This window comes from Staphylococcus sp. HMSC14C01, from assembly GCF_001808085.1.
Taxonomy (GTDB): domain Bacteria; phylum Bacillota; class Bacilli; order Staphylococcales; family Staphylococcaceae; genus Staphylococcus; species Staphylococcus hominis.
Map to the genome: position 1 here is coordinate 244436 of NZ_KV792048.1, position 20921 is coordinate 265356.

Consider the following 20921-nt stretch of genomic DNA (forward strand, 5'->3'; position numbering starts at 1 on the left):
AGAAAAATTATGGAACAATACATCATGTCAATAGACCAGGGCACAACTAGCTCTAGAGCAATTTTATTTGATAAAGAAGGACAAATTCAAGGCGTTGCGCAAAGAGAATTTAAACAATATTTTCCTAAATCTGGTTGGGTAGAGCATGACGCTAATGAAATTTGGACATCAGTATTAGCAGTAATGGCTGAAGTGATAAATGAAAATGAAATTGATCCTGAACAAATTAAAGGTATTGGTATTACTAACCAACGTGAAACTACGGTCATTTGGGATAAGAAAACAGGTCGCCCAATTTATCATGCAATTGTTTGGCAATCTCGTCAAACACAACATATTTGTAATGAATTAAAAGAACAAGGCCACGAAAAAACATTTCGTAATAAAACAGGTTTATTATTAGACCCTTACTTTTCTGGAACAAAAGTAAGATGGATATTAGATAATGTTAAAGGTGCAAGAGAGAAAGCCGAAAATGGGGATTTATTATTCGGAACTATCGATACTTGGTTAGTGTGGAAACTATCTGGTGGAGAAGCACATATTACAGACTATTCAAATGCCAGTCGTACATTAATGTATAACATTCATGAACTTAAATGGGATGATGAATTATTAGAATTACTAGACATTCCTAAAGCAATACTTCCAGAAGTTAAAGAATCTAGTGAAGTTTATGCACATACTAAAGATTATCACTTCTTTGGTCAAGAAGTACCAATTGCTGGTATTGCTGGTGACCAACAAGCAGCATTATTTGGTCAAGCTTGTTTCGAACGTGGTGATGTGAAAAATACGTATGGTACTGGCGGATTCATGTTAATGAATACTGGTGAAGAACCTGTAACGTCTGAAAGTGGATTGTTAACTACAATTGCTTATGGTCTTGACGGTAAAGTAAATTATGCCCTTGAAGGATCAATTTTCGTATCTGGATCAGCAATTCAATGGTTACGTGACGGTTTAAGAATTATTAATTCTGCACCGCAAACTGAAAACTATGCAACACGTGTTAATTCTACTGATAATGTCTACTTTGTTCCTGCATTCGTAGGTCTTGGTACACCATATTGGGATTCTGAAGCACGTGGCGCGATTTTCGGATTAACTCGTGGTACTGAAAAAGAACATTTCATTCGTGCAACATTAGAATCTTTATGTTATCAAACACGTGATGTTATGGAAGCAATGTCTAAAGATTCAGGAATTGAAGTAAATAATTTACGTGTTGATGGTGGCGCAGTAAAAAATAACTTTATAATGCAATTCCAAGCAGATATTGTTGATACATCAGTTGAACGTCCGGAAGTTCAAGAAACAACAGCACTTGGAGCTGCTTATCTAGCAGGTTTGGCTGTAGACTTTTGGGAAGATAAAAAAGACATTGCTGATGGATGGAAATTAGAAAAAGAATTTAATCCAGAAATGTCTGAAGAAACAAGAACTAAGTTATATAAAGGTTGGAAGAAAGCAGTAGAGGCTACTCAGGTCTTTAAATTAGAAGATTAATTTTTAATTATGGCTTAGTTACAAAGAATATGTTATGATGTAGTTAAGTTAATACATTAGTCGAGATTTGAGAGACCTGTTATCATGCAGTATGCTTCTGTGTGTGTATAGGTTTCTCTTTTTTTAATATAAATTTTGGAGGGTATATTATGGCATTATCTACTTTTAATAGGAACTTAATTAAAAAGAATTTAAGAAATAAAGAATTTGACGTTGTAGTTATTGGTGGAGGAATTACTGGTGCAGGTATTGCATTAGATGCTACACAACGTGGTATGAAAGTAGCTTTAGTAGAAATGCAAGACTTTGCGCAAGGTACAAGTTCTCGCTCAACTAAATTAGTACATGGTGGTTTACGTTACTTGAAACAAGCACAAATCAAAGTTGTTGCTGAAACAGGTAAAGAACGTGCAATAGTCTATGAAAATGGTCCCCACGTAACAACTCCTGAATGGATGTTATTACCGATGCATAAAGGGGGGACATTTGGTAAATTCACAACTAACATCGGGTTAACAATGTATGATCGTTTAGCAGGCGTTAAACGTCATGAACGTAAAAAAATGTTATCAAAACAAGCTACTTTAAATAAAGAACCTCTTGTGAAAAAAGATGGTTTAAAAGGTGGCGGATACTACGTAGAATATCGTACTGATGATGCTCGCTTAACAATTGAAGTGATGAAACGTGCTGCTGAAAAAGGCGCTGAAGTCATTAATCACACTAAATCTACTGACTTCGTATACGATGCTAAAAATAAAGTAAGTGGTATTAAAGTAAAAGATATGCTTACAGGTGAAGAGTATCAAATCAATGCTAAAAAAGTAATCAATGCTGCTGGTCCATGGGTAGACGAAGTGAGAAAGAAAGATTATACACGTAACAATAAACAATTACGTTTAACAAAAGGTGTTCACGTAGTTATCGATCAATCAAAATTCCCATTACGTCAAGCGGTTTACTTTGATACTGAAAAAGATGGTCGTATGATTTTTGCTATTCCTCGTGAAGGTAAAGCATATGTAGGTACTACTGATACATTCTATAATAATGAAAAAACAAAACCTTTAACTAATCAAGAAGATAGAGACTATTTAATTGATGCAATCAATTATATGTTCCCTGATGTACATGTTACTGATGCTGATATTGAATCAACTTGGGCTGGCGTACGTCCATTAATTTTAGAAGATGGAAAAGATCCTTCAGAAATTTCACGTAAAGATGAAATTTGGGAAGGTAAATCAGGATTATTAACCATTGCTGGTGGTAAATTAACTGGATATCGTCATATGGCATTAGAAATTGTTGATTTATTAGCTAAGCGTTTAAAACAAGAATATAGTCTAAAATTTGCGGATAGCAAAACTAAAAATACACCTATTTCTGGTGGAGATGTTGGTGGTAGTAAAAACTTTGAAAATTACGTAAATCGTAAAGTTCAAGAAGGTAAAGCACTTGGATTAAGCACAGATGTGGCACATAATTTAGCTTCAAAATACGGTTCAAATGTAGATAAATTATTCGCAATTGCACAATTAACGAATGAAAAAGATTTAAATATGCCATTAGAATTATACGTTCAATTAGTTTATAGTGTACAAAACGAAATGGTATATAAACCAACTGATTTCTTAATTCGTCGTACTGGTAAATTATACTTTGACATCAATACAGTTAAACAATATAAACAAGCAATTATTGATGAATTAGATAAATTATTAAATTATACTGCTGAACAGAAAAATGAATTTTCTAAAGAAGTTGATGAAGCTATTGAAGAAGCAACACATGGTAATCATCAACCTGCAGAAAAATAAATATAGTTAAAATAGTATAGCAACTGAGATTGGGTAAAAGCACTCAATCTCAGTTTTTTATATTTTGATAAAATTTTTAAATTTAAAGTATATATAACCTATTAAAAAGTAACAAACTATTTGATAACATTAAAGAGTATAGGTATATTAGTAGGAATAGTACGTTGTTAACATACCATTATAGAAAGAGATTGGAGGCATATCTATGGGGCAAAGTGCTTATAAAATAACTGTAGAAGATGGAACAACTTTAGAAGTTAAAGTAGATAAAGCAAACATAGCGACTTATGGTATTATACATATATTTCATGGTATGGCTGAACATATGGATCGATACGAAACACTTGTTAATGCTTTAACGCATCAAGGCTATGATGTGATTAGACATAATCATAGAGGACATGGGAAAGAGATTGATGAGAAAGAACGTGGACATTACGACAGTATGAATCAAGTTGTTCAAGATGCGTTTGAAATTGCACAAACATTATATGATAGTGAGAAAGGATTACCCTATATTGTATTAGGCCATTCAATGGGATCTATTATTGCACGTTTATTTGTTGAAACTTATCCAAATTTTGCTAATGGATTGATATTAACTGGAACAGGACAATATCCGAAATGGAAAGGAATTCCTGCAGGGATCAGTTTGAAATTAATTTCTATTTTTACTGGGAAGCGCAAGCGTTTAAAATGGGTCAATCAACTCGTTTACAAATCATTTAACAAAAAGATTGATCAACCAAGAACTGAAAGTGACTGGCTTTCATCACAGTCTACAGAAGTTGATAAATTCGTAAACGATGAGTATACCGGCTTTTTAGTTTCAAACCAATTAATTTATGAAACAGTAAAACATATGACACGTACTGCAAATTATAGTCAATTAAAAAAAATAAATAAACAGTTACCAATATTGATGATTTCTGGAAAAAATGATCCTTTTGGAGAGTATGGCAGAGGTATTAAATCCTTGGCCAGAAAATTTAAAAAAACTGGTATTAAACATATTACGGTACAACTTTATGCAAATAGAAGACATGAAATATTATTTGAAGTTGATCAACAAATGATATGGAATCATATGTTTGATTGGATTCAAAAACAAGTATTGAAAAATAATCAGAGTGAGGCGTAATCATTGCAAGCATCAAAAAAACCTTTTCTAGTAGTCATTGTAGGGCCGACAGCTTCGGGTAAAACAGAATTGAGTATCGAATTAGCTAAAAAAATGAATGGAGAAATCATTAGTGGCGATTCGATGCAAGTATACCGTCAAATGAATATAGGTACTGCAAAGGTAACAGAAACAGAAATGGAAGGGATCCCCCATTATTTAATAGATATCTTAAATCCTGATGAATCATTTTCTGCATACGAATTTAAAAAAAGAGCAGAAGTGCTTATTGAAGATATTACAAAAAGAGGTAAAGTACCTATTATTGCAGGAGGTACAGGTTTATATATTCAATCTTTAATTTACGATTATCCATTTGATGATGAAAATATATCAGTAGAAAAAGAATTAAGAGTAAAAGAAAAAATAGATGTATTAAATCAATTAAATAATGATGACTTACATCGCTACTTAGCATCGTTTGATGAAACATCAGCTAAAGATATTCATCCAAATAATAGAAAAAGAGTACTTAGAGCGATTGAATATTACTTAAAAACAAAAAAACTTTTAAGTTCTCGAAAGAAAGTTCAACAATTTACAGAAAATTATGATACATTATTAGTAGGGATTGAAATGTCGCGCAAAACATTATATACAAGAATAAATAAACGTGTTGATATTATGTTGGGCCACGGATTATTTAATGAAGTGAAAGCACTAGTTGAACAAGGTTTTGAATCTAGTCAGAGTATGCAAGCAATTGGTTACAAAGAACTTGTCCCTGTTATAAAAGGAGAAATGGAATTAGAACCAGCTATAGAATTATTGAAACAACATTCAAGGCAATATGCGAAAAGGCAACTCACATGGTTTAAAAACAAAATGAATGTTCAATGGTTTGATAGAGAGACAATGTCACTTCAAATGATGTTAGATGAGATTACAACCCAAATAAATAAAAGGAGTTCTAAACATGATTGCAAACCAAAACATCCAAGATCAAGCACTAGAGAACTTTAAAGCAGAACAAACGGAAATTACTGTATTTTTCTTAAATGGTTTTCAAATGAAAGGCGTTATCGAAGACTTTGATAAATACATGATTAGCTTAGTTTCTCAAGGCAAACAACATTTGATTTACAAACATGCGATCAGCACTTTCACTGTGGATACAGAATCTACTGATTCAGAAGCTACAGGTGAAGGTGAAGAATAAGTTGTAATTAAAGTGCCAAGTTACTGACTTTTAGAGCGTAGTCCACGGTCAAAATGTATACGTAGCTTGCAAAATTCTCATCAATTTTTGCACTTTTGAACAAATAGAAGAAATGTTTGTAATAAAACAAAGCTTCAATATAGAACGATTGTCTATGACATAGTCATCTATATTGAAGCTTTTATTTATTTATAGAAGTTTTTCAATATCTTTTTCAATTTGAGCAGGTTTTTTCTGAGGTGAGAAGCGTTGAACAATATTACCTTCACGGTCTACTAAAAACTTAGTAAAATTCCATTTAATTTTTTCACTTAACATACCTTTAGCTTGACTTGTTAAATAACGAAACAATGGATGTTGGTTATCGCCTTTAACGTCAACTTTTTCGTGAATAGGGAATGTGACACCGTAGTTAATTTTACAATTTTGATTTGCTTCAGCACCAGAACCAGGTTCTTGACCACCAAACTGATTGCATGGGAAACCTAAAACAATAAATCCTTGGTCCTTATATTTATTATATAGTTCTTGTAATCCTTCAAATTGTGGTGTAAATCCACATTCACTCGCTGTATTAACGATAAGCATAACATCGCCTTTATATACATCTAATTTATAATTTTCACCATTAGATTTTTGAACTTCAAAATCATAAATATTTTCCATACTATCACCCTTTCAACTTAGCTTTAATTTAACATAGTTTTAGTCGTTAGTCTTTAAACTTGCTCTATGATAGAATATGTAAGACATGTTAAAAAAGGAGATGTATATCATGGCTCAGCAACACACTTATGATACTAAGAAAAAGCTAGAAACTGCTGTATTAGTTGGTGTACATGCTCAAAGTGATCATCAATATAATTTTGAATCTACAATGGAAGAATTAGAAGCTTTAGCGTTGACTTGTCAATTAGATGTTATAGGACAAGTCACTCAAAATAAAGATCAATTTGATTATAAATATTATGTTGGCAAAGGTAAGATTGATGAAATTAAAGCTTTTATAGAATTTCATGACATCGATGTTGTTGTGACAAATGATGAATTAACAACAGCACAATCGAAAACATTAAATGATAATTTGGGCATTAAAATTATCGATAGAACACAGCTCATTCTTGAAATTTTTGCTTTAAGAGCGCGTAGTAGAGAAGGTAAATTACAAGTTGAATTAGCTCAACTCGATTACTTACTCCCTAGATTACAAGGACATGGAAAAAGTTTATCTCGTTTAGGCGGGGGAATTGGTACGCGTGGTCCTGGTGAAACAAAATTAGAAATGGATAGACGTCATATTAGAACACGTATGAATGAAATTAAACATCAACTTAAAACAGTGGTCGAACATCGTGAAAGATATCGTAATCAACGCGAACAAAATCAAGTATTTCAAATTGCACTTATTGGCTATACCAATGCTGGAAAATCTTCTTGGTTTAATGTTTTAGCAAACGAAACGACTTTTGAAAAAGATTTACTATTTGCCACACTTGACCCTAAAACACGACAAATACAAATTAACAATGGGTTTAATTTAATTATTTCTGATACCGTAGGCTTCATTCAAAAGTTGCCTACAACGTTAGTAGCAGCATTTAAGTCGACATTAGAAGAAGCGAAAAGTGCTGATTTACTTCTACATGTCGTTGATGCAAGTCATCCAGAATATCGTGCTCAATATGATACGGTTAATCAATTGGTAAAAGACTTAGATATGGATGACCTTCCACAAGCAATCATTTTTAATAAAAAAGATCAATGTTCTGAAGAAACTGATGTACCGGTATCAGGCCATCCGTCTGTATTTGTATCAAGTCGTAATAGTGAAGATAAATTAAAAGTGAAGCAGTTACTGTTTGATCAAATAAAAGCGACTTTGTCATATTACGTAGAAACTGTATCTAGTGAAGATGCAGATAGATTATATTTTTTAAAACAACATACACTTATCGAAGAAATGAAATTTGATGAAAATAATGAAAGCTATATCGTTAAAGGATATAGAAAATAATTATATATAAAGGAAGATAAATTGCATGTCAGATATTCAACACATCGTTTCTAAAGTAGAAGAAACGTTAACACCCTTATTTAAAGAAATTGAAGAAACTGCTTATATCAATCAGGAAAAGGTTCTTAATGCATTTCATCATGTTAAAGCGAGCGAGAATGATTTAGTAGGTTCTACAGGATATGGTTATGATGATTTTGGACGTGATCATTTAGAAGAGATATATGCTCATACGTTTAAAGCAGAAGATGCACTTGTTAGACCTCAAATTATTTCGGGTACTCATGCAATTACATTAGCATTGCAAAGTACACTCAAATATGGCGATGAACTGATGTACATTACAGGTAGTCCCTATGACACCTTACTTGAAGTGATTGGTGTTAATGGTAATGGTATTGAAAGTCTCAAAGAGCATGGCGTGACATATAAAGAAGTTGCATTAAAAGATGGAATGATTGATGTTGAAACTGTTTTAAATACTATTTCGAAACAAACGAAAGTTATTGCTATTCAACGTTCAAAAGGGTATGGACAACGACCTTCAATTACAGTAGATGAAATAGAAACTGCTATTTCTCAAATTAAACAACGATATCCCAATGTAATTATTTTTGTGGATAATTGCTACGGAGAGTTTGTAGAGCGTCGAGAACCAATAGAAGTGGGTGCAGATTTAATTGCAGGGTCATTAATAAAAAATCCTGGTGGTGGATTAGCAAAAATTGGTGGTTACATTGCAGGACGAAAAGATTTAATCGAACGATGTGGTTATCGTTTAACTGCACCTGGGATTGGTAAAGAAGCGGGTGCTTCATTATTTTCATTGCAAGAAATGTATCAAGGATTTTTTTTAGCACCGCATGTAGTGGGTCAAAGCTTAAAAGGCTCACTATTTACAAGTTTACTTCTTGAAAAAATGAATATGAACACAGTTCCCAAGTACGATGCTAAGCGTACAGACTTAATTCAAACCGTTCAATTTGATACAAAAGAACAGATGATTGCATTTTGTCAAAGTATTCAACATGCTTCACCAATTAATGCACACTTTAGTCCTGAACCTAGTTATATGCCTGGTTATGAAGATGATGTCATCATGGCAGCAGGAACGTTTGTGCAAGGATCCTCTATTGAATTATCAGCAGATGGTCCGATTCGTCCGCCTTATGAGGCATATGTGCAAGGTGGTCTAACTTATGAACATGTTAAAATTGCAGTAACACGTGCGGTTATGAATTTAAAAGAACAGAATTTAATTTAAGTAGTATAACACAATATTCAAAAATAGATAGTAATAAACATAATGAGAGTGAATTTCCTTTTGTATATGGATTTTTTTTATGATAATATATCATGGTTAATTATACGAGATACTAATGAATAAGAAGGTTTAAATCAATTATGAAAGAAAATTTTTGGAATGAATTACCACGTCCATTTTTCATTTTAGCGCCGATGGAAGACGTGACAGACATTGTTTTTCGACATGTAGTAAGTGAAGCAGCGAGACCGGATGTATTTTTTACTGAATTTACAAATACGGAGAGTTTTTGTCATCCAGAAGGGATACATAGTGTACGAGGACGTTTAACATTCAGTGAAGATGAACAGCCTATGGTTGCTCATATATGGGGTGATAAGCCAGAGCAATTTAAAGAAATGAGTTTTGGTTTAGCAGATATGGGCTTTAAAGGTATTGATTTAAATATGGGCTGTCCTGTCGCAAATGTTGCCAAAAAAGGTAAAGGGTCTGGGTTAATTTTACGACCAGAAAGAGCAGCTGAAATTATTCAAGCAGCCAAGGCAGGTGGACTACCTGTTAGTGTTAAAACACGTCTAGGTTATTATAATATAGAGGAATGGAAAGAATGGTTAAGACATGTGTTTAAGCAAGACATTGCAAACTTATCTATCCATCTTCGTACACGTAAAGAAATGAGCAAAGTCGATGCACATTGGGAATTAATTGAAGCCATTAAAGAAATGCGCGATGAAGTGGCGCCTCAAACATTATTAACTATCAATGGTGATATTCCAGATAGACAAAAAGGTATGGAACTTGCGACGAAATATGGTATTGATGGAGTTATGATAGGAAGAGGCATTTTCCATAATCCTTTTGCATTTGAGAAAGAGCCACGCGAACATACAAGTAAAGAACTCTTGGATTTATTTAGATTACATTTAGAGTTATTTGAAAAGTATTCAAATGAAGAAACACAACAATTTAAAAGTTTACGACGTTTCTTTAAAATTTATGTGCGAGGTATTAGAGGTGCAAGTGAATTACGGCATCAATTAATGAGTACAGAAACTGTGGATGAAGCTCGAGCATTACTTGATGACTTTGAAGCAAATATGGAAGATAACCATTAATGAAACTTAAATTTTCAAAACTTAACAATAAGAATACGCTATCGTATTGATGTCTTGAAAAATAATTTTTAAATAGTAAAAAGCCTGTAGATAACTGTATCTATGGGCTTTTACGTTTATATGTAAGAAATATTTAATTTTCATGTCAGAAAACCTAACATATTTTTGTATTTCATATTAATCTATGCTAAATTATAGACAAGTTCAAAAGTAGAGGTGAGGTTATAGTGTCTAACGATACAATAAGACGTAATATGGCCGTGTTCTCTATGAGTGTTGTTTGTAAATTGACAGAACTCACAGCAAGACAAATACGTTATTATGAAACACATGAACTCATTAAGCCCGAACGTACCGAAGGAAATAAAAGGTTATTCTCGATGAATGACTTAGAGAGACTGTTAGAAATTAAAACGTTAATTGAAAAAGGTTTTAATTTAAAAGGTATTAAACAAATAATTACAAATAATCAAGGGCACTTAACTACTGATGAACAAGAGACGAGAAAAAGAATGATTGTAGATGCAACTCAGAAACCGCACAGTGAAGCTTTACCGATAAACCGTGGCGATTTATCACGATTTATTAATTAATAACTTGGAGGATGTCTACCATGCCAAAACATACTTTTACAAAAGAGGATATTCGCAAATTTGCAAAAGAGGAAAACGTAAGATATTTAAGATTACAATTCACTGATATCTTAGGTACAATTAAAAATGTTGAAGTTCCAGTAAGCCAATTAGAAAAAGTGTTAGATAATGAAATGATGTTTGACGGATCTTCAATCGAAGGTTTCGTACGTATTGAAGAATCAGATATGTATTTATACCCAGATTTAGATACTTGGGTTATCTTCCCTTGGACAGCAGGTCAAGGCAAAGTAGCACGTTTAATTTGTGATGTTTATACAACTGATGGTGAACCATTTGCTGGGGACCCACGTACGAACTTAAAACGTATATTAAAAGAAATGGAAGACTTAGGTTATACAGATTTCAACTTAGGGCCTGAACCAGAATTCTTCTTATTCAAATTGGATGAAAAAGGTGAACCAACATTAGAATTAAATGATAATGGCGGTTACTTCGACTTAGCACCAACTGACTTAGGTGAAAATTGTCGTCGTGACATCGTCCTTGAATTAGAAGATATGGGCTTTGATATCGAAGCAAGTCATCATGAAGTAGCACCAGGTCAACACGAAATTGACTTCAAATATGCAGATGCAATTTCAGCATGTGACAACATTCAAACATTTAAATTAGTTGTTAAAACAATTGCACGTAAACATAATTTACATGCGACATTTATGCCAAAACCATTATTTGGTGTAAATGGAAGTGGTATGCACTTCAACGTATCTTTATTCAAAGGTAAAGAAAATGCATTCTTTGATCCAAACGGCAAAGATCAATTAACTGAAGATGCTTATCACTTTACTGCAGGTATCTTAAATAATGCACGTGGATTTACGGCAGTATGTAACCCATTAGTCAATTCATATAAGCGTTTAGTACCTGGTTACGAAGCACCATGTTACATTGCTTGGAGTGGTAAAAACCGTTCTCCATTAGTACGTGTACCTACTTCAAGAGGTCTATCAACTCGTATTGAAGTACGTTCAGTTGACCCGGCTGCTAACCCATATATGGCTTTAGCTGCGATCTTACAAGCTGGTTTAGACGGTATTAAAAACAAAACTAAAGTACCAGAACCAGTAAACCAAAATATCTATGAAATGAATCGTGAAGAACGTGAAGCAGTAGGTATTCAAGATTTACCATCTACACTTTACACTGCATTAAAAGCAATGCGTGAAAACGATACAGTTAAAAAAGCATTAGGCAATCACATCTATAATCAATTTATTAATTCTAAATCTATCGAATGGGACTATTACAGAACTCAAGTTTCTGAATGGGAACGCGATCAATATATGAAACAATACTAATCGCTAAGCAAAAAGGGGAAAGACTTAGGGATATAAGAAGTTAAGGCATTTGCCTTAGCTTCTTTTTTATTTGAAAATAATCTATTTTTACTTGACCACTTTCTTCAAAAGTAGTGAATTGGTCAAGTTTTGGTCAAGTAAGTTAAAAAATATTCTTTATATACTTCTCGAAATTTTCTAGTTTGATCATAGATTGTTTAGCTTTTTTTGTTTTTTCATGTTCGTCTACCACTAAATATTTTTTCATAATATATAGCTCCTATTTTTATTAAATATATCAATAAAACCTATATGAATTATAAAAATATTATGTAAACATAAAAATATAGACCCGAAGTATGTCACCTTAAGGTCTATATTAAATAAGTTTATAATTAAATTAATTCTAAAAGTTTGTCAACATTTTCCTCAGTTGTGGCCCAACTTGTTGCGAATCTAACAACGCGATGTGTATCATCGTATTTTTCCCAAATTGCAAATTTCACTTTACTCTGAAGATCTTTAATCTTATCATCATTTAATACGAAAAACTGTTGATTAGTAGGAGAATCAAAATATACTTTATATCCTTTATTGATAAATCCTTGCTTCATTTTATTCGCCATATTAATAGCATGTCGACTAATATCAAAATACAAGTTATTAGTAAATAATTCTAAAAATTGAATACCAACTAAACGTCCCTTAGCTAGTAGGGCACCATGCTGTTTAATACGTGTAGTGAAGTGTTTAGGTTCATTATTGTTTGTAAATACAATCGCTTCACCACATAGTGCACCAATCTTTGTACCACCAATATAAAAAATATCACAGTAATTAGCAATATCTTCAATTGTGACATCTGTTTCATTACTCATCAAACCATAACCTAATCGGGCGCCATCCATAAATAATGGAATATGATGTTCCTTACAGACTTCTGATAAATTCCTAAGTTCTTCTTTACTATAAAGCGTTCCATATTCAGTAGGATGAGAAATATACACCATACCAGGAAATACCATATGTTCACGTTTGAAATCATTATAAAAAGTTTCAAGATAGGTATTTACTTCTTTAGGTGAAATCTTACCTTCATGAGATGGTACTGCTAATACTTTATGACCACTAAATTCTATAGCGCCCCCTTCATGTACTGCCACATGACCTGTATCTGCTGAAATAACCCCTTCATATGGCTCTAATACAGTATTAATAACAACTTGATTTGTTTGTGTACCACCAATTAAAAAGCGAACAGTGGCTTCAGGACATTGAATCGTTTTTCGAATTTGATCAGCGGCTTGTTTTGAAAATTGGTCATCCCCATAACCCGAAGCTTGAATATAATTTGTATCAATAAAACGTTGTAAAACTTTTGGATGTGCACCTTCTAGGTAGTCATTTTCAAAAGATATCATCGAATTCCTCCCTAACTTCCTTATGCTTATTCTAAACTGATTATTCTGAAAATTTGAATAGAATGTATTTAGTATACACTACCTTTTTAGTAATGTGAATTTAAGAGAATAAAAATAAATATGTAAACGCTTTTAAAAGACGTCCTATTATCATTGCAATTTAGTTGATAAACACATGTAAAAAGACTATGATTTAAACAAATATATGAAATGGAGTGTTATAAATGAGTAAAGTAAAATTTAAAAGAATTCAAGAACAAACAATTGAAGAATTGGAAAATGAAATTAATCAATATTTAGCAAGTGAAGAAGGTCGTCGCTATGAATTATTAAATGTTTTAATTGATAAAATTGAAGAACGCCAATTTCCTAACAATGAAGAAATATTAAGTGCCTTTTTAATATTAGCCGATAAATAAAAGTTGAATTTGAGAAGTAGGAGTTTAGAATTATGATAAGTCTTTTTGGCCCTAAAATTGGCACAATATTGAATATAATTTTAGTGCTTGGATTTTTAGGCAATTTAGTGTTGGCTTTTATTTTAATTTTTTTAGAGCGTAACAGACGTAGTGCATCTTCAACATGGGCCTGGATATTTGTATTATTTGTATTACCAGTGCTTGGATTTATTCTTTATCTATTTTTCGGTAGAACTGTTTCAAAAAGAAAAATGGAAAAAAATAATGGTAAAGAGCTAGATGTTTATAAAGATTTGATTGATGAACAAGCTCATAAAATTGATCATTACAACTATCATACAGAAAACAAGCAGCTACAAAATCATCAAGATATGGCAAGAATGCTATTAAAGAAACAAGATGCTTTTATTACTGAAGACAATAAAATTGATTTATTTATTGATGGTCATGAATTATATGACAAAGTACTCGAAGATATTTATAATGCGAAAGATTACATACATTTAGAGTACTTTGGATTTGAAATCGATGGTCTAGGAAAACGAATTATCGATGCCCTAGAAACAAAGTTAAAAGAAGGTTTAGAAGTTAAATTACTTTACGATGATGTGGGTTCAAAAAATTTAAAACGTCACAAATTTAAACATTTTGAATCATTAGGTGGAGAGGTAGAAGCATTTTTTGCATCTAAACTACCAATTATTAACTTTAGAATGAATAATCGTAACCATCGTAAGATTATTGTTATTGATGGTCAAATCGGGTATATTGGTGGATTTAATGTAGGTGACGATTATTTAGGTTTAGGTAAACTAGGATACTGGAGAGATACGCATTTAAGAGTACAAGGTGATGTTGTAAATGCACTTCAAATTAGGTTTATTCTTGATTGGAACTCTCAAGCACATCGTCCACAATTTGAATATGATGATAAGTATTTTCCTAAAAAGAAAGTACAGGATGGTCATTCAGCCATTCAAATTGGTTCAAGTGGACCTGCATATGAATTACACCAAATTGAGTTTGGATATACCAAAATGATTATGAGTGCGAAAAAATCTATTTATATTCAAACACCTTACTTTATACCAGATCGATCTTACATTAATGCATTGAAAATGGCAGCAAATACTGGTGTTGATGTTAACATAATGATTCCATGTAAACCGGATCATCCATTTGTCTACTGGTCTACATTTTCAAATGTTGCTGAATTGCTTGAATATGGAGTAAAAGTGTATACGTATCAAAATGGATTTATACATTCTAAAATGTTAATGATTGATGATGAAGTCAGTAGTGTAGGTTCATCTAATATGGACTACAGAAGTTTTGTATTGAACTTTGAAGTTAATGCATTCGTATATGATGAACAATTAGCTAAGAAGTTAAAAGAGGCGTATAAAGAAGATATAAAAAAATCTAAACAACTTACACTTGAGAAATATAAAAAACGACCTTTATCAATTAAATTCAAAGAAGATATTGCCAAATTATTATCACCAATCTTGTAAAAATAATAAAACCGACAAAGCTTTGTGCTTTGTCGGTTTTATTAATGTGACAAATGTCATTTGAAAATAGTGACATTTTTATCTGAAATTATAACTTGTTTGTTGATAAATTATTTATATTAACAAAAGGAAGTGATGAGTTATGATTCAAATTCGACATTTATCCAAAAAATATAATGGAAAAACAGTATTGAAAAATATATCACTAAATATAGAAAAGGGTATGAGTACTGCATTAATAGGAAAAAATGGAGCCGGAAAATCAACTTTAATTAATATTTTAATTAATCATTTGAAAGCAGAAACGGGAGAAATTATAGATATAGATCATTTATTAAATTTAAATCATATTGGTGTATTATTTCAAAAAACGTCTTTTCCTAGGTTAATAAAAGTAAAAGAATTATATAAATTATTTTGTCAACTATACAAGGATGCAATTTCGATAGATGAATTTAAAAAAATTACAAAATTGAATGATAGCCAATTGAATCTGTATGCAAATCACTTATCTGGTGGACAACAACGAATATTAGATTTTGGGTTATGTTTAATAGGAAAACCAAAGCTTCTCATTTTAGATGAACCTACTGCAGCTATGGATGTTGAAATGCGAGAACATTTCTGGACAATGATAGGGAAATTAAAAAAAGAAAATGTATCTATTTTTTATACTTCTCATTATATTGAAGAAGTAGAACGAATGGCAGATAAAGTTATATTTCTTGATCAAGGCATTATTAAGTTAAATGATTCACCTAGAAATATATTAACCAACCAACAATATTCAATAATTAAAGTACCAAATACAGTAGACAATAATTTACAGAATTTAACAAATTATTTTGATGTAAAAATTGAAGATACTATTTTAAAAATTAAAACATCTGATGTTAAGAAAGTAATATATTATTTGGAAAAATTAAATATAAATTTAAATGACATGACTATTGAAAAGCAAACATTGTTAGAAACAATTTTATTTGCTGATGTAAAAGGGGGAGGGACTAAAAATGAATAATATCACTTTATTAAAAACAGAATTTAAAATTATTTTTCGAAAGAAACTAACAACATTCTTATCAATCATATTACCGGTAGGCTTTTATTTATTATTTACTTCTTTACTAGACTTACCAGAAGAGGCGAAACAGCAGTTCTATAAAGAATATATGTATAGTATGACAGTGTTTAGCTTGATGAGTTTTTGTTTAATGCAATTTCCTATAGAGATTATTGAAGAAAGAAACACAGGTTGGTTTAAACGATTAATGGTAACGCCTTTATCTAGTAAAACCTATTTTACTACTAAAATGATAAAAACAATATTGTTATTTTTATTGGCTATTATTTTGATTTTTACTGTTGCTCATCTATATAAACACGTAAATATGAGTATACAACAATGGTTGCTTTCAGGTGTTTCATTATGGATAGGTGCAAGTTTATTTTTAACATTAGGACTAATCATTGCTCAATTTAATGAAACACAAAAAGCAAGTAGTATAGCCAATATAGTTAATATGGTATTAGCGATATTAGGAGGATTGTGGTTTCCAATTCAAACATTTCCGAGTTGGTTACAAAGAATTTCAAATATTACTCCAACATATCATTTGAAAAATTTTGCATTAGAGTTAGCTAAAAATCAAGGTTTAAATATTACTTCATTATTTATTTTAATTGTATATAGTATACTATTTTTAATTATTACAGTGTGGATCAATCACAGAAAAGAAGTGAGTTAGATGAAAAAAAGAAAATGGAACGTTAGATTAGGAGAGCTATCAACGCTTATATATTTGTTATTTCCAATTATAAGTATCTTTAATGAAAAACGAGGTTCTCAAACTGTATATTTAATTGTTTTAGCTATTTTTATTGTGTCATATCTTATGTTAGTAATATATTATTATCGATTTAACAATAACGTAATATATAGCCTATTAGTGGTTCATTATGTAGGAATTATATATTTTGTTTATGCAATTAATCCAATGAATAGCTTATTCTTTTTCTTTAGCGCATTTGCATTACCTTTTATGTTTGAAGTAACAATTAAGTCAAAAGAATTTATCACATTTATAATTGCAATATTTTTATGTCTTATAATTACAAGTATTTATCAAATACAATATATAACTGTATTAGTTATCTTTTATTTAGTTATTTTAATTATTACTTTAGGAAATTTTAAAACTAAAAAAGATGAAGCATTAAAAAAAGAAATAGAAGAGAAAAATAAGTATATTAATACATTAATTGCAGAACAAGAACGTCAACGTATAGGGCAAGATTTACATGATACACTAGGTCATGTATTTGTAAGTCTTAGTTTAAAATCAGAATTGGCATATAAGTTGATTGATAAAGATCAAGAAAAAGCTAAAAATGAAATATTGGCGATTAATCAGATATCTAAAGATACCTTAATTAAGGTAAGAAATATTATTGAAAATTTAAAATCTCAAAGTTTTGAAGAGGAAGTTCAATCCATAAAAAATGTTTTAAAAGATGCAAACATTCAATTTGAATTAAAAAATATAAGAAAGGTAAATGTTTTAACTCCAACAAAGCAATCGATACTATCAATGATTTTGAGAGAAGCAATCAATAATGTCATTAAACATGCAAAGGCTAGTAAGATTTATTGTGAAATGATACAAGAAGATAATAATCTATACCTAATTATTCAAGATAATGGAAAAGGTTGTAACACCACTGAAGACTTTAAATTAAAAAGTATAGAAAATAGAGTTCAACTTCTTAAAGGAAAATTAGAAATTAAATCTAAAAATGGTATGCATATACGTATTATGATACCAAGAGAGGATATTAAATGATTAGCATTATAATAGCTGAAGATCAATATATGTTGAGAAAAGCGATGGTTCAACTGATTGAATTTAACGATCAAATGAAAGTAGTTAATGATTGTGATAATGGGGGTGACGCATTTAAGTTTATTGAAAAATATCATCCAGATATTGCAATTTTAGATATCGAAATGTCAGGGCTAACAGGTTTAGAAGTATTATCTAAAATAAGAGAATTTAAAATTGATACTAAAGTAATAATTGTAACTACATTTAAAAGACCAGGTTATTTTGAAAAAGCTGTGGCAAATGAAGTAGATGCTTATGTATTAAAAGAACGTTCCGTAGAAGATTTAATACAAACTATTAAACATGTCATGAATGGTGAAAAGGAATATAGTACTTCATTAATGACTACTTTATTCAAAGAATCTAATCCCTTAACACATAAAGAACAAGTGGTATTACGTGAAATTGGAGATAATTTAAGTAGTAAAGACATTGCAGAAAAACTTTATCTTTCAGATGGGACAGTGAGAAATTATACGTCTAATATAATTGATAAATTAAATGCAGAGAATCGATTTAATGCTTGGAAGAAAGCAAAGGAAAAAGGCTGGATATAAAAAGTAAGAAAAATATTTAAATAATGTATAAAAAAGACTGAATTGAATGATATTTAATGTTTTCAATTCAATCTTTTATTGAGAGTGACATTGTATGATACTCCCTTATTTACCTTTTCGTTTACGTATAATACTTTGAATAATATAAACAATAAATCCAACTAAAATGCCTAACAATACTGCTATAACAACCGAAACAATAATAGGCAGTTTATAAACGATTTGTAAAATAACGCCAACGATAATAGCAATTACGACAGCAATCATCGTGACTAAATTTTCATTACGTTCGCTCATGTATTTCACTCCTAACATGTATAATTATATCATGTTGAATATCAATTAATCATTTTTTGAAAATAAATTCAATATAGGTAGACTTTTTAGGTCGAAAGTATTGATTGATTATTAAATGCATATTATATATTATATTTGAGTATTAAAAATATAATATAGGAGGCACCTATGAATTCAAAGAAAAATTTAACAATAATTGTTCTTGCTATCATTGTTATTGGCGTATTAGCATTTCAATTTTTAAATCATACAGGGCCATTTAAAGACGATAGTCAACATTCTTCATCTAATTCAACACAGACAGAACTTAAAGGAAAAGAGAAAGTCCACGTTGATCGGGTTGTAGATGGAGATACATTTGCGGCTAAGAAATCAAATGGTGAGCAAATTAAGGTACGTTTAATTGGTGTTGATACACCAGAAACGGTTAAACCTAACACACCAGTTCAACCTTATGGGAAAGAAGCTTCTAATTACAGCAAACAACATTTAAATAATAAAGATGTGTACTTAGAATATGATAAGGAAAAAGAAGACCGTTATGGTCGTACATTAGCCTATGTATGGTTAGATGAAAAAACAATGTATAACGAAGAATTAGTTAAAAAAGGATTAGCTCGTGAAAAATACTTCTCACCTAATGGTAAATATAGAAGTACATTTGAAAAAGATGAACAGCAAGCTAAAAAAGATAAAGTGAATCTTTGGAGTTAAAAAATGAGTATGGGAGAACATTCTTGACGAATGTTCTCCCATACTCATTTTTTAGTTATGAAAGTTTTCAACAATAGTATTAACTTGAGTTTCAGATAGAGGGTGTTTAGATAATTCAATAGCATTATTAATAACAGATTCTAAAGAAGATTTAGTGGATACTGTATCAATATATTTCTCTCTTTCTTCAGCACCTTCAATTATATTAACACTACCATCACTAAAATAAATGACACCAATACTTTGAACTTTATGATTAAAATATTTTTCAATGCCATCTTTTAAGATTTTTGCGTTAATAGCGGCTTGTTCATAAGGGTCATGTTGATAAAACTCATAGATAACTCGATTGTTTTGAATTTTTTCAATAAAAGTATATATTTCATTACGATTTGAATCAAATTGACTATGATATTGTTTACTAATATAATGCCCTACAATTTGTTCTACACTTTGATTATCACCCTCTAAGTGATCAGAAGTAGGTAAATCAAAATGATAAAATGTTTTTTGTTTCCAACTTTTAACGTCAATATTAATAAGACCTACGTCAGACACAACTATATAGTCAAATGTTCTTGCATACTCAAACAGTGGATGTTTAGTAGCTAAATTACTAGTCGTAATAATATTATAATATTTTAATTTTCCTGAAGCTTTAAAACGGTCTAAGATATCTTGTAATTCACGTTTAGCATTACGTTTGGAATGAGGACTAATCTCGTTATTAGAACTTAATATTTTATTTTTAAGTTCTAAATTTTCTTTACTGAGTAAAGAATTTTTAGAGACCATTTGATTTTTAGCGTAAACTTCAGTATCTATTCTATCTTGCATGTATCTTTGATTGAGTACAAATGCAAGTATAAGAATAACAATAATAATAATTAGAATAATCGTATGTGTCATATGCTCACCTCCTGTTTAATATTTGTAAATTAGAAGATTAATGATTAAATTAATTTTCTATAGAAATCAATAATTAATTATAAACAAAATATATTTATTGTTCAATAAACAAAAAATGATAATTTAAGTTGAAAAAGAACATAATAACAGGATATAATTTATTCATTATTATAAATATAAAATTGTGTAAAATTATATCTCATACCCTAAA

At 30.6% G+C, this 20921-nt stretch carries 21 protein-coding genes; 17 read left to right on the forward strand and 4 right to left on the reverse strand.

Going from position 1 to position 20921, the window contains the following annotated elements:
* The first annotated feature begins 9 nt into the window (after window positions 1–9).
* From glpK to hfq, 5 genes are all read left to right on the forward strand, one after another.
* Window positions 10–1509: a glycerol kinase GlpK gene (gene glpK / locus HMPREF3131_RS09420; protein WP_002448786.1), complete on the forward strand. Its 1500-nt coding sequence runs from the start codon at window positions 10–12 to the stop codon at window positions 1507–1509.
* A 149-nt stretch (window positions 1510–1658) separates the two neighbouring features.
* Window positions 1659–3329: a glycerol-3-phosphate dehydrogenase/oxidase gene (locus HMPREF3131_RS09425; RefSeq protein ID WP_017174637.1), complete on the forward strand. Its 1671-nt coding sequence runs from the start codon at window positions 1659–1661 to the stop codon at window positions 3327–3329.
* Between the two features lie 205 nt (window positions 3330–3534).
* The gene (locus HMPREF3131_RS09430) at window positions 3535–4470 is read left to right on the forward strand and encodes an alpha/beta hydrolase (protein ID WP_070436716.1); all 936 of its coding nucleotides are present in this window, start codon (window positions 3535–3537) and stop codon (window positions 4468–4470) included.
* A 3-nt stretch (window positions 4471–4473) separates the two neighbouring features.
* Window positions 4474–5472, forward strand: a complete 999-nt coding sequence (gene miaA / locus HMPREF3131_RS09435; protein ID WP_002448817.1) for a tRNA (adenosine(37)-N6)-dimethylallyltransferase MiaA — start codon at window positions 4474–4476, stop codon at window positions 5470–5472.
* On the forward strand, window positions 5426–5668 hold the full coding sequence (hfq, locus tag HMPREF3131_RS09440; protein ID WP_002448741.1) for an RNA chaperone Hfq: 243 nt from the start codon (window positions 5426–5428) through the stop codon (window positions 5666–5668). Before miaA ends, hfq begins: the two co-directional genes overlap by 47 nt.
* Before the next feature lie 189 nt (window positions 5669–5857).
* Here the strand turns inward: hfq and HMPREF3131_RS09445 are convergent, their stop codons facing one another.
* The gene (locus HMPREF3131_RS09445) at window positions 5858–6334 is read right to left on the reverse strand and encodes a glutathione peroxidase (RefSeq protein ID WP_002448833.1); all 477 of its coding nucleotides are present in this window, start codon (window positions 6332–6334) and stop codon (window positions 5858–5860) included.
* 109 nt (window positions 6335–6443) lie between these two features.
* Here HMPREF3131_RS09445 and hflX point away from each other — a divergent pair, with 109 nt between their 5' ends.
* The 5 genes from hflX to glnA all read left to right on the forward strand — a co-directional run bounded on the left by hflX (window position 6444) and on the right by glnA (window position 12015).
* Window positions 6444–7682, forward strand: a complete 1239-nt coding sequence (gene hflX, locus HMPREF3131_RS09450) for a GTPase HflX (protein ID WP_017174638.1) — start codon at window positions 6444–6446, stop codon at window positions 7680–7682.
* Between the two features lie 25 nt (window positions 7683–7707).
* Complete coding sequence (locus HMPREF3131_RS09455; RefSeq protein WP_017174639.1) at window positions 7708–8946, forward strand: methionine gamma-lyase family protein; 1239 nt, start codon at window positions 7708–7710, stop codon at window positions 8944–8946.
* A gap of 140 nt (window positions 8947–9086) precedes the next feature.
* On the forward strand, window positions 9087–10061 hold the full coding sequence (locus HMPREF3131_RS09460; RefSeq protein ID WP_049379239.1) for a tRNA dihydrouridine synthase: 975 nt from the start codon (window positions 9087–9089) through the stop codon (window positions 10059–10061).
* A gap of 224 nt (window positions 10062–10285) precedes the next feature.
* A complete protein-coding gene (locus tag HMPREF3131_RS09465; protein WP_161800247.1) occupies window positions 10286–10654 on the forward strand; it encodes a MerR family transcriptional regulator in 369 nt (122 codons plus the stop codon).
* Between the two features lie 20 nt (window positions 10655–10674).
* Complete coding sequence (gene glnA, locus HMPREF3131_RS09470; RefSeq protein WP_017174642.1) at window positions 10675–12015, forward strand: type I glutamate--ammonia ligase; 1341 nt, start codon at window positions 10675–10677, stop codon at window positions 12013–12015.
* Between the two features lie 374 nt (window positions 12016–12389).
* On the opposite strand, the gene HMPREF3131_RS09475 is transcribed toward glnA, so the two are convergent.
* Entirely contained in the window at window positions 12390–13415 is a 1026-nt protein-coding gene (locus HMPREF3131_RS09475) for a threonine aldolase family protein (protein ID WP_017174644.1), read from the reverse strand.
* Window positions 13416–13639: 224 nt separating this feature from the next.
* On the opposite strand from HMPREF3131_RS09475, the gene HMPREF3131_RS09480 reads away from it, so the two are divergent.
* The 6 genes from HMPREF3131_RS09480 to HMPREF3131_RS09505 all read left to right on the forward strand — a co-directional run bounded on the left by HMPREF3131_RS09480 (window position 13640) and on the right by HMPREF3131_RS09505 (window position 18790).
* Window positions 13640–13834: a hypothetical protein gene (locus HMPREF3131_RS09480; RefSeq protein ID WP_070436719.1), complete on the forward strand. Its 195-nt coding sequence runs from the start codon at window positions 13640–13642 to the stop codon at window positions 13832–13834.
* Between the two features lie 32 nt (window positions 13835–13866).
* A complete protein-coding gene (cls, locus tag HMPREF3131_RS09485) occupies window positions 13867–15348 on the forward strand; it encodes a cardiolipin synthase (RefSeq protein WP_017174646.1) in 1482 nt (493 codons plus the stop codon).
* A 142-nt stretch (window positions 15349–15490) separates the two neighbouring features.
* On the forward strand, window positions 15491–16369 hold the full coding sequence (locus HMPREF3131_RS09490; RefSeq protein ID WP_049379236.1) for an ABC transporter ATP-binding protein: 879 nt from the start codon (window positions 15491–15493) through the stop codon (window positions 16367–16369).
* The gene (locus HMPREF3131_RS09495) at window positions 16362–17096 is read left to right on the forward strand and encodes an ABC transporter permease (protein WP_070436721.1); all 735 of its coding nucleotides are present in this window, start codon (window positions 16362–16364) and stop codon (window positions 17094–17096) included. The genes HMPREF3131_RS09490 and HMPREF3131_RS09495 overlap by 8 nt, the downstream gene beginning before the upstream one ends.
* A complete protein-coding gene (locus tag HMPREF3131_RS09500) occupies window positions 17097–18191 on the forward strand; it encodes a sensor histidine kinase (protein WP_070436723.1) in 1095 nt (364 codons plus the stop codon).
* A complete protein-coding gene (locus tag HMPREF3131_RS09505) occupies window positions 18188–18790 on the forward strand; it encodes a response regulator transcription factor (protein WP_070436725.1) in 603 nt (200 codons plus the stop codon). Before HMPREF3131_RS09500 ends, HMPREF3131_RS09505 begins: the two co-directional genes overlap by 4 nt.
* Window positions 18791–18895: 105 nt before the next feature.
* Here HMPREF3131_RS09505 and HMPREF3131_RS09510 read toward each other — a convergent pair whose 3' ends face one another.
* The gene (locus HMPREF3131_RS09510) at window positions 18896–19087 is read right to left on the reverse strand and encodes a hypothetical protein (protein WP_017174651.1); all 192 of its coding nucleotides are present in this window, start codon (window positions 19085–19087) and stop codon (window positions 18896–18898) included.
* A 168-nt stretch (window positions 19088–19255) separates the two neighbouring features.
* Here HMPREF3131_RS09510 and HMPREF3131_RS09515 point away from each other — a divergent pair, with 168 nt between their 5' ends.
* Complete coding sequence (locus HMPREF3131_RS09515) at window positions 19256–19801, forward strand: thermonuclease NucI (protein WP_049382339.1); 546 nt, start codon at window positions 19256–19258, stop codon at window positions 19799–19801.
* Between the two features lie 51 nt (window positions 19802–19852).
* On the opposite strand, the gene HMPREF3131_RS09520 is transcribed toward HMPREF3131_RS09515, so the two are convergent.
* Window positions 19853–20710: a hypothetical protein gene (locus HMPREF3131_RS09520; RefSeq protein WP_049382340.1), complete on the reverse strand. Its 858-nt coding sequence runs from the start codon at window positions 20708–20710 to the stop codon at window positions 19853–19855.
* Window positions 20711–20921 lie beyond the last annotated feature (211 nt).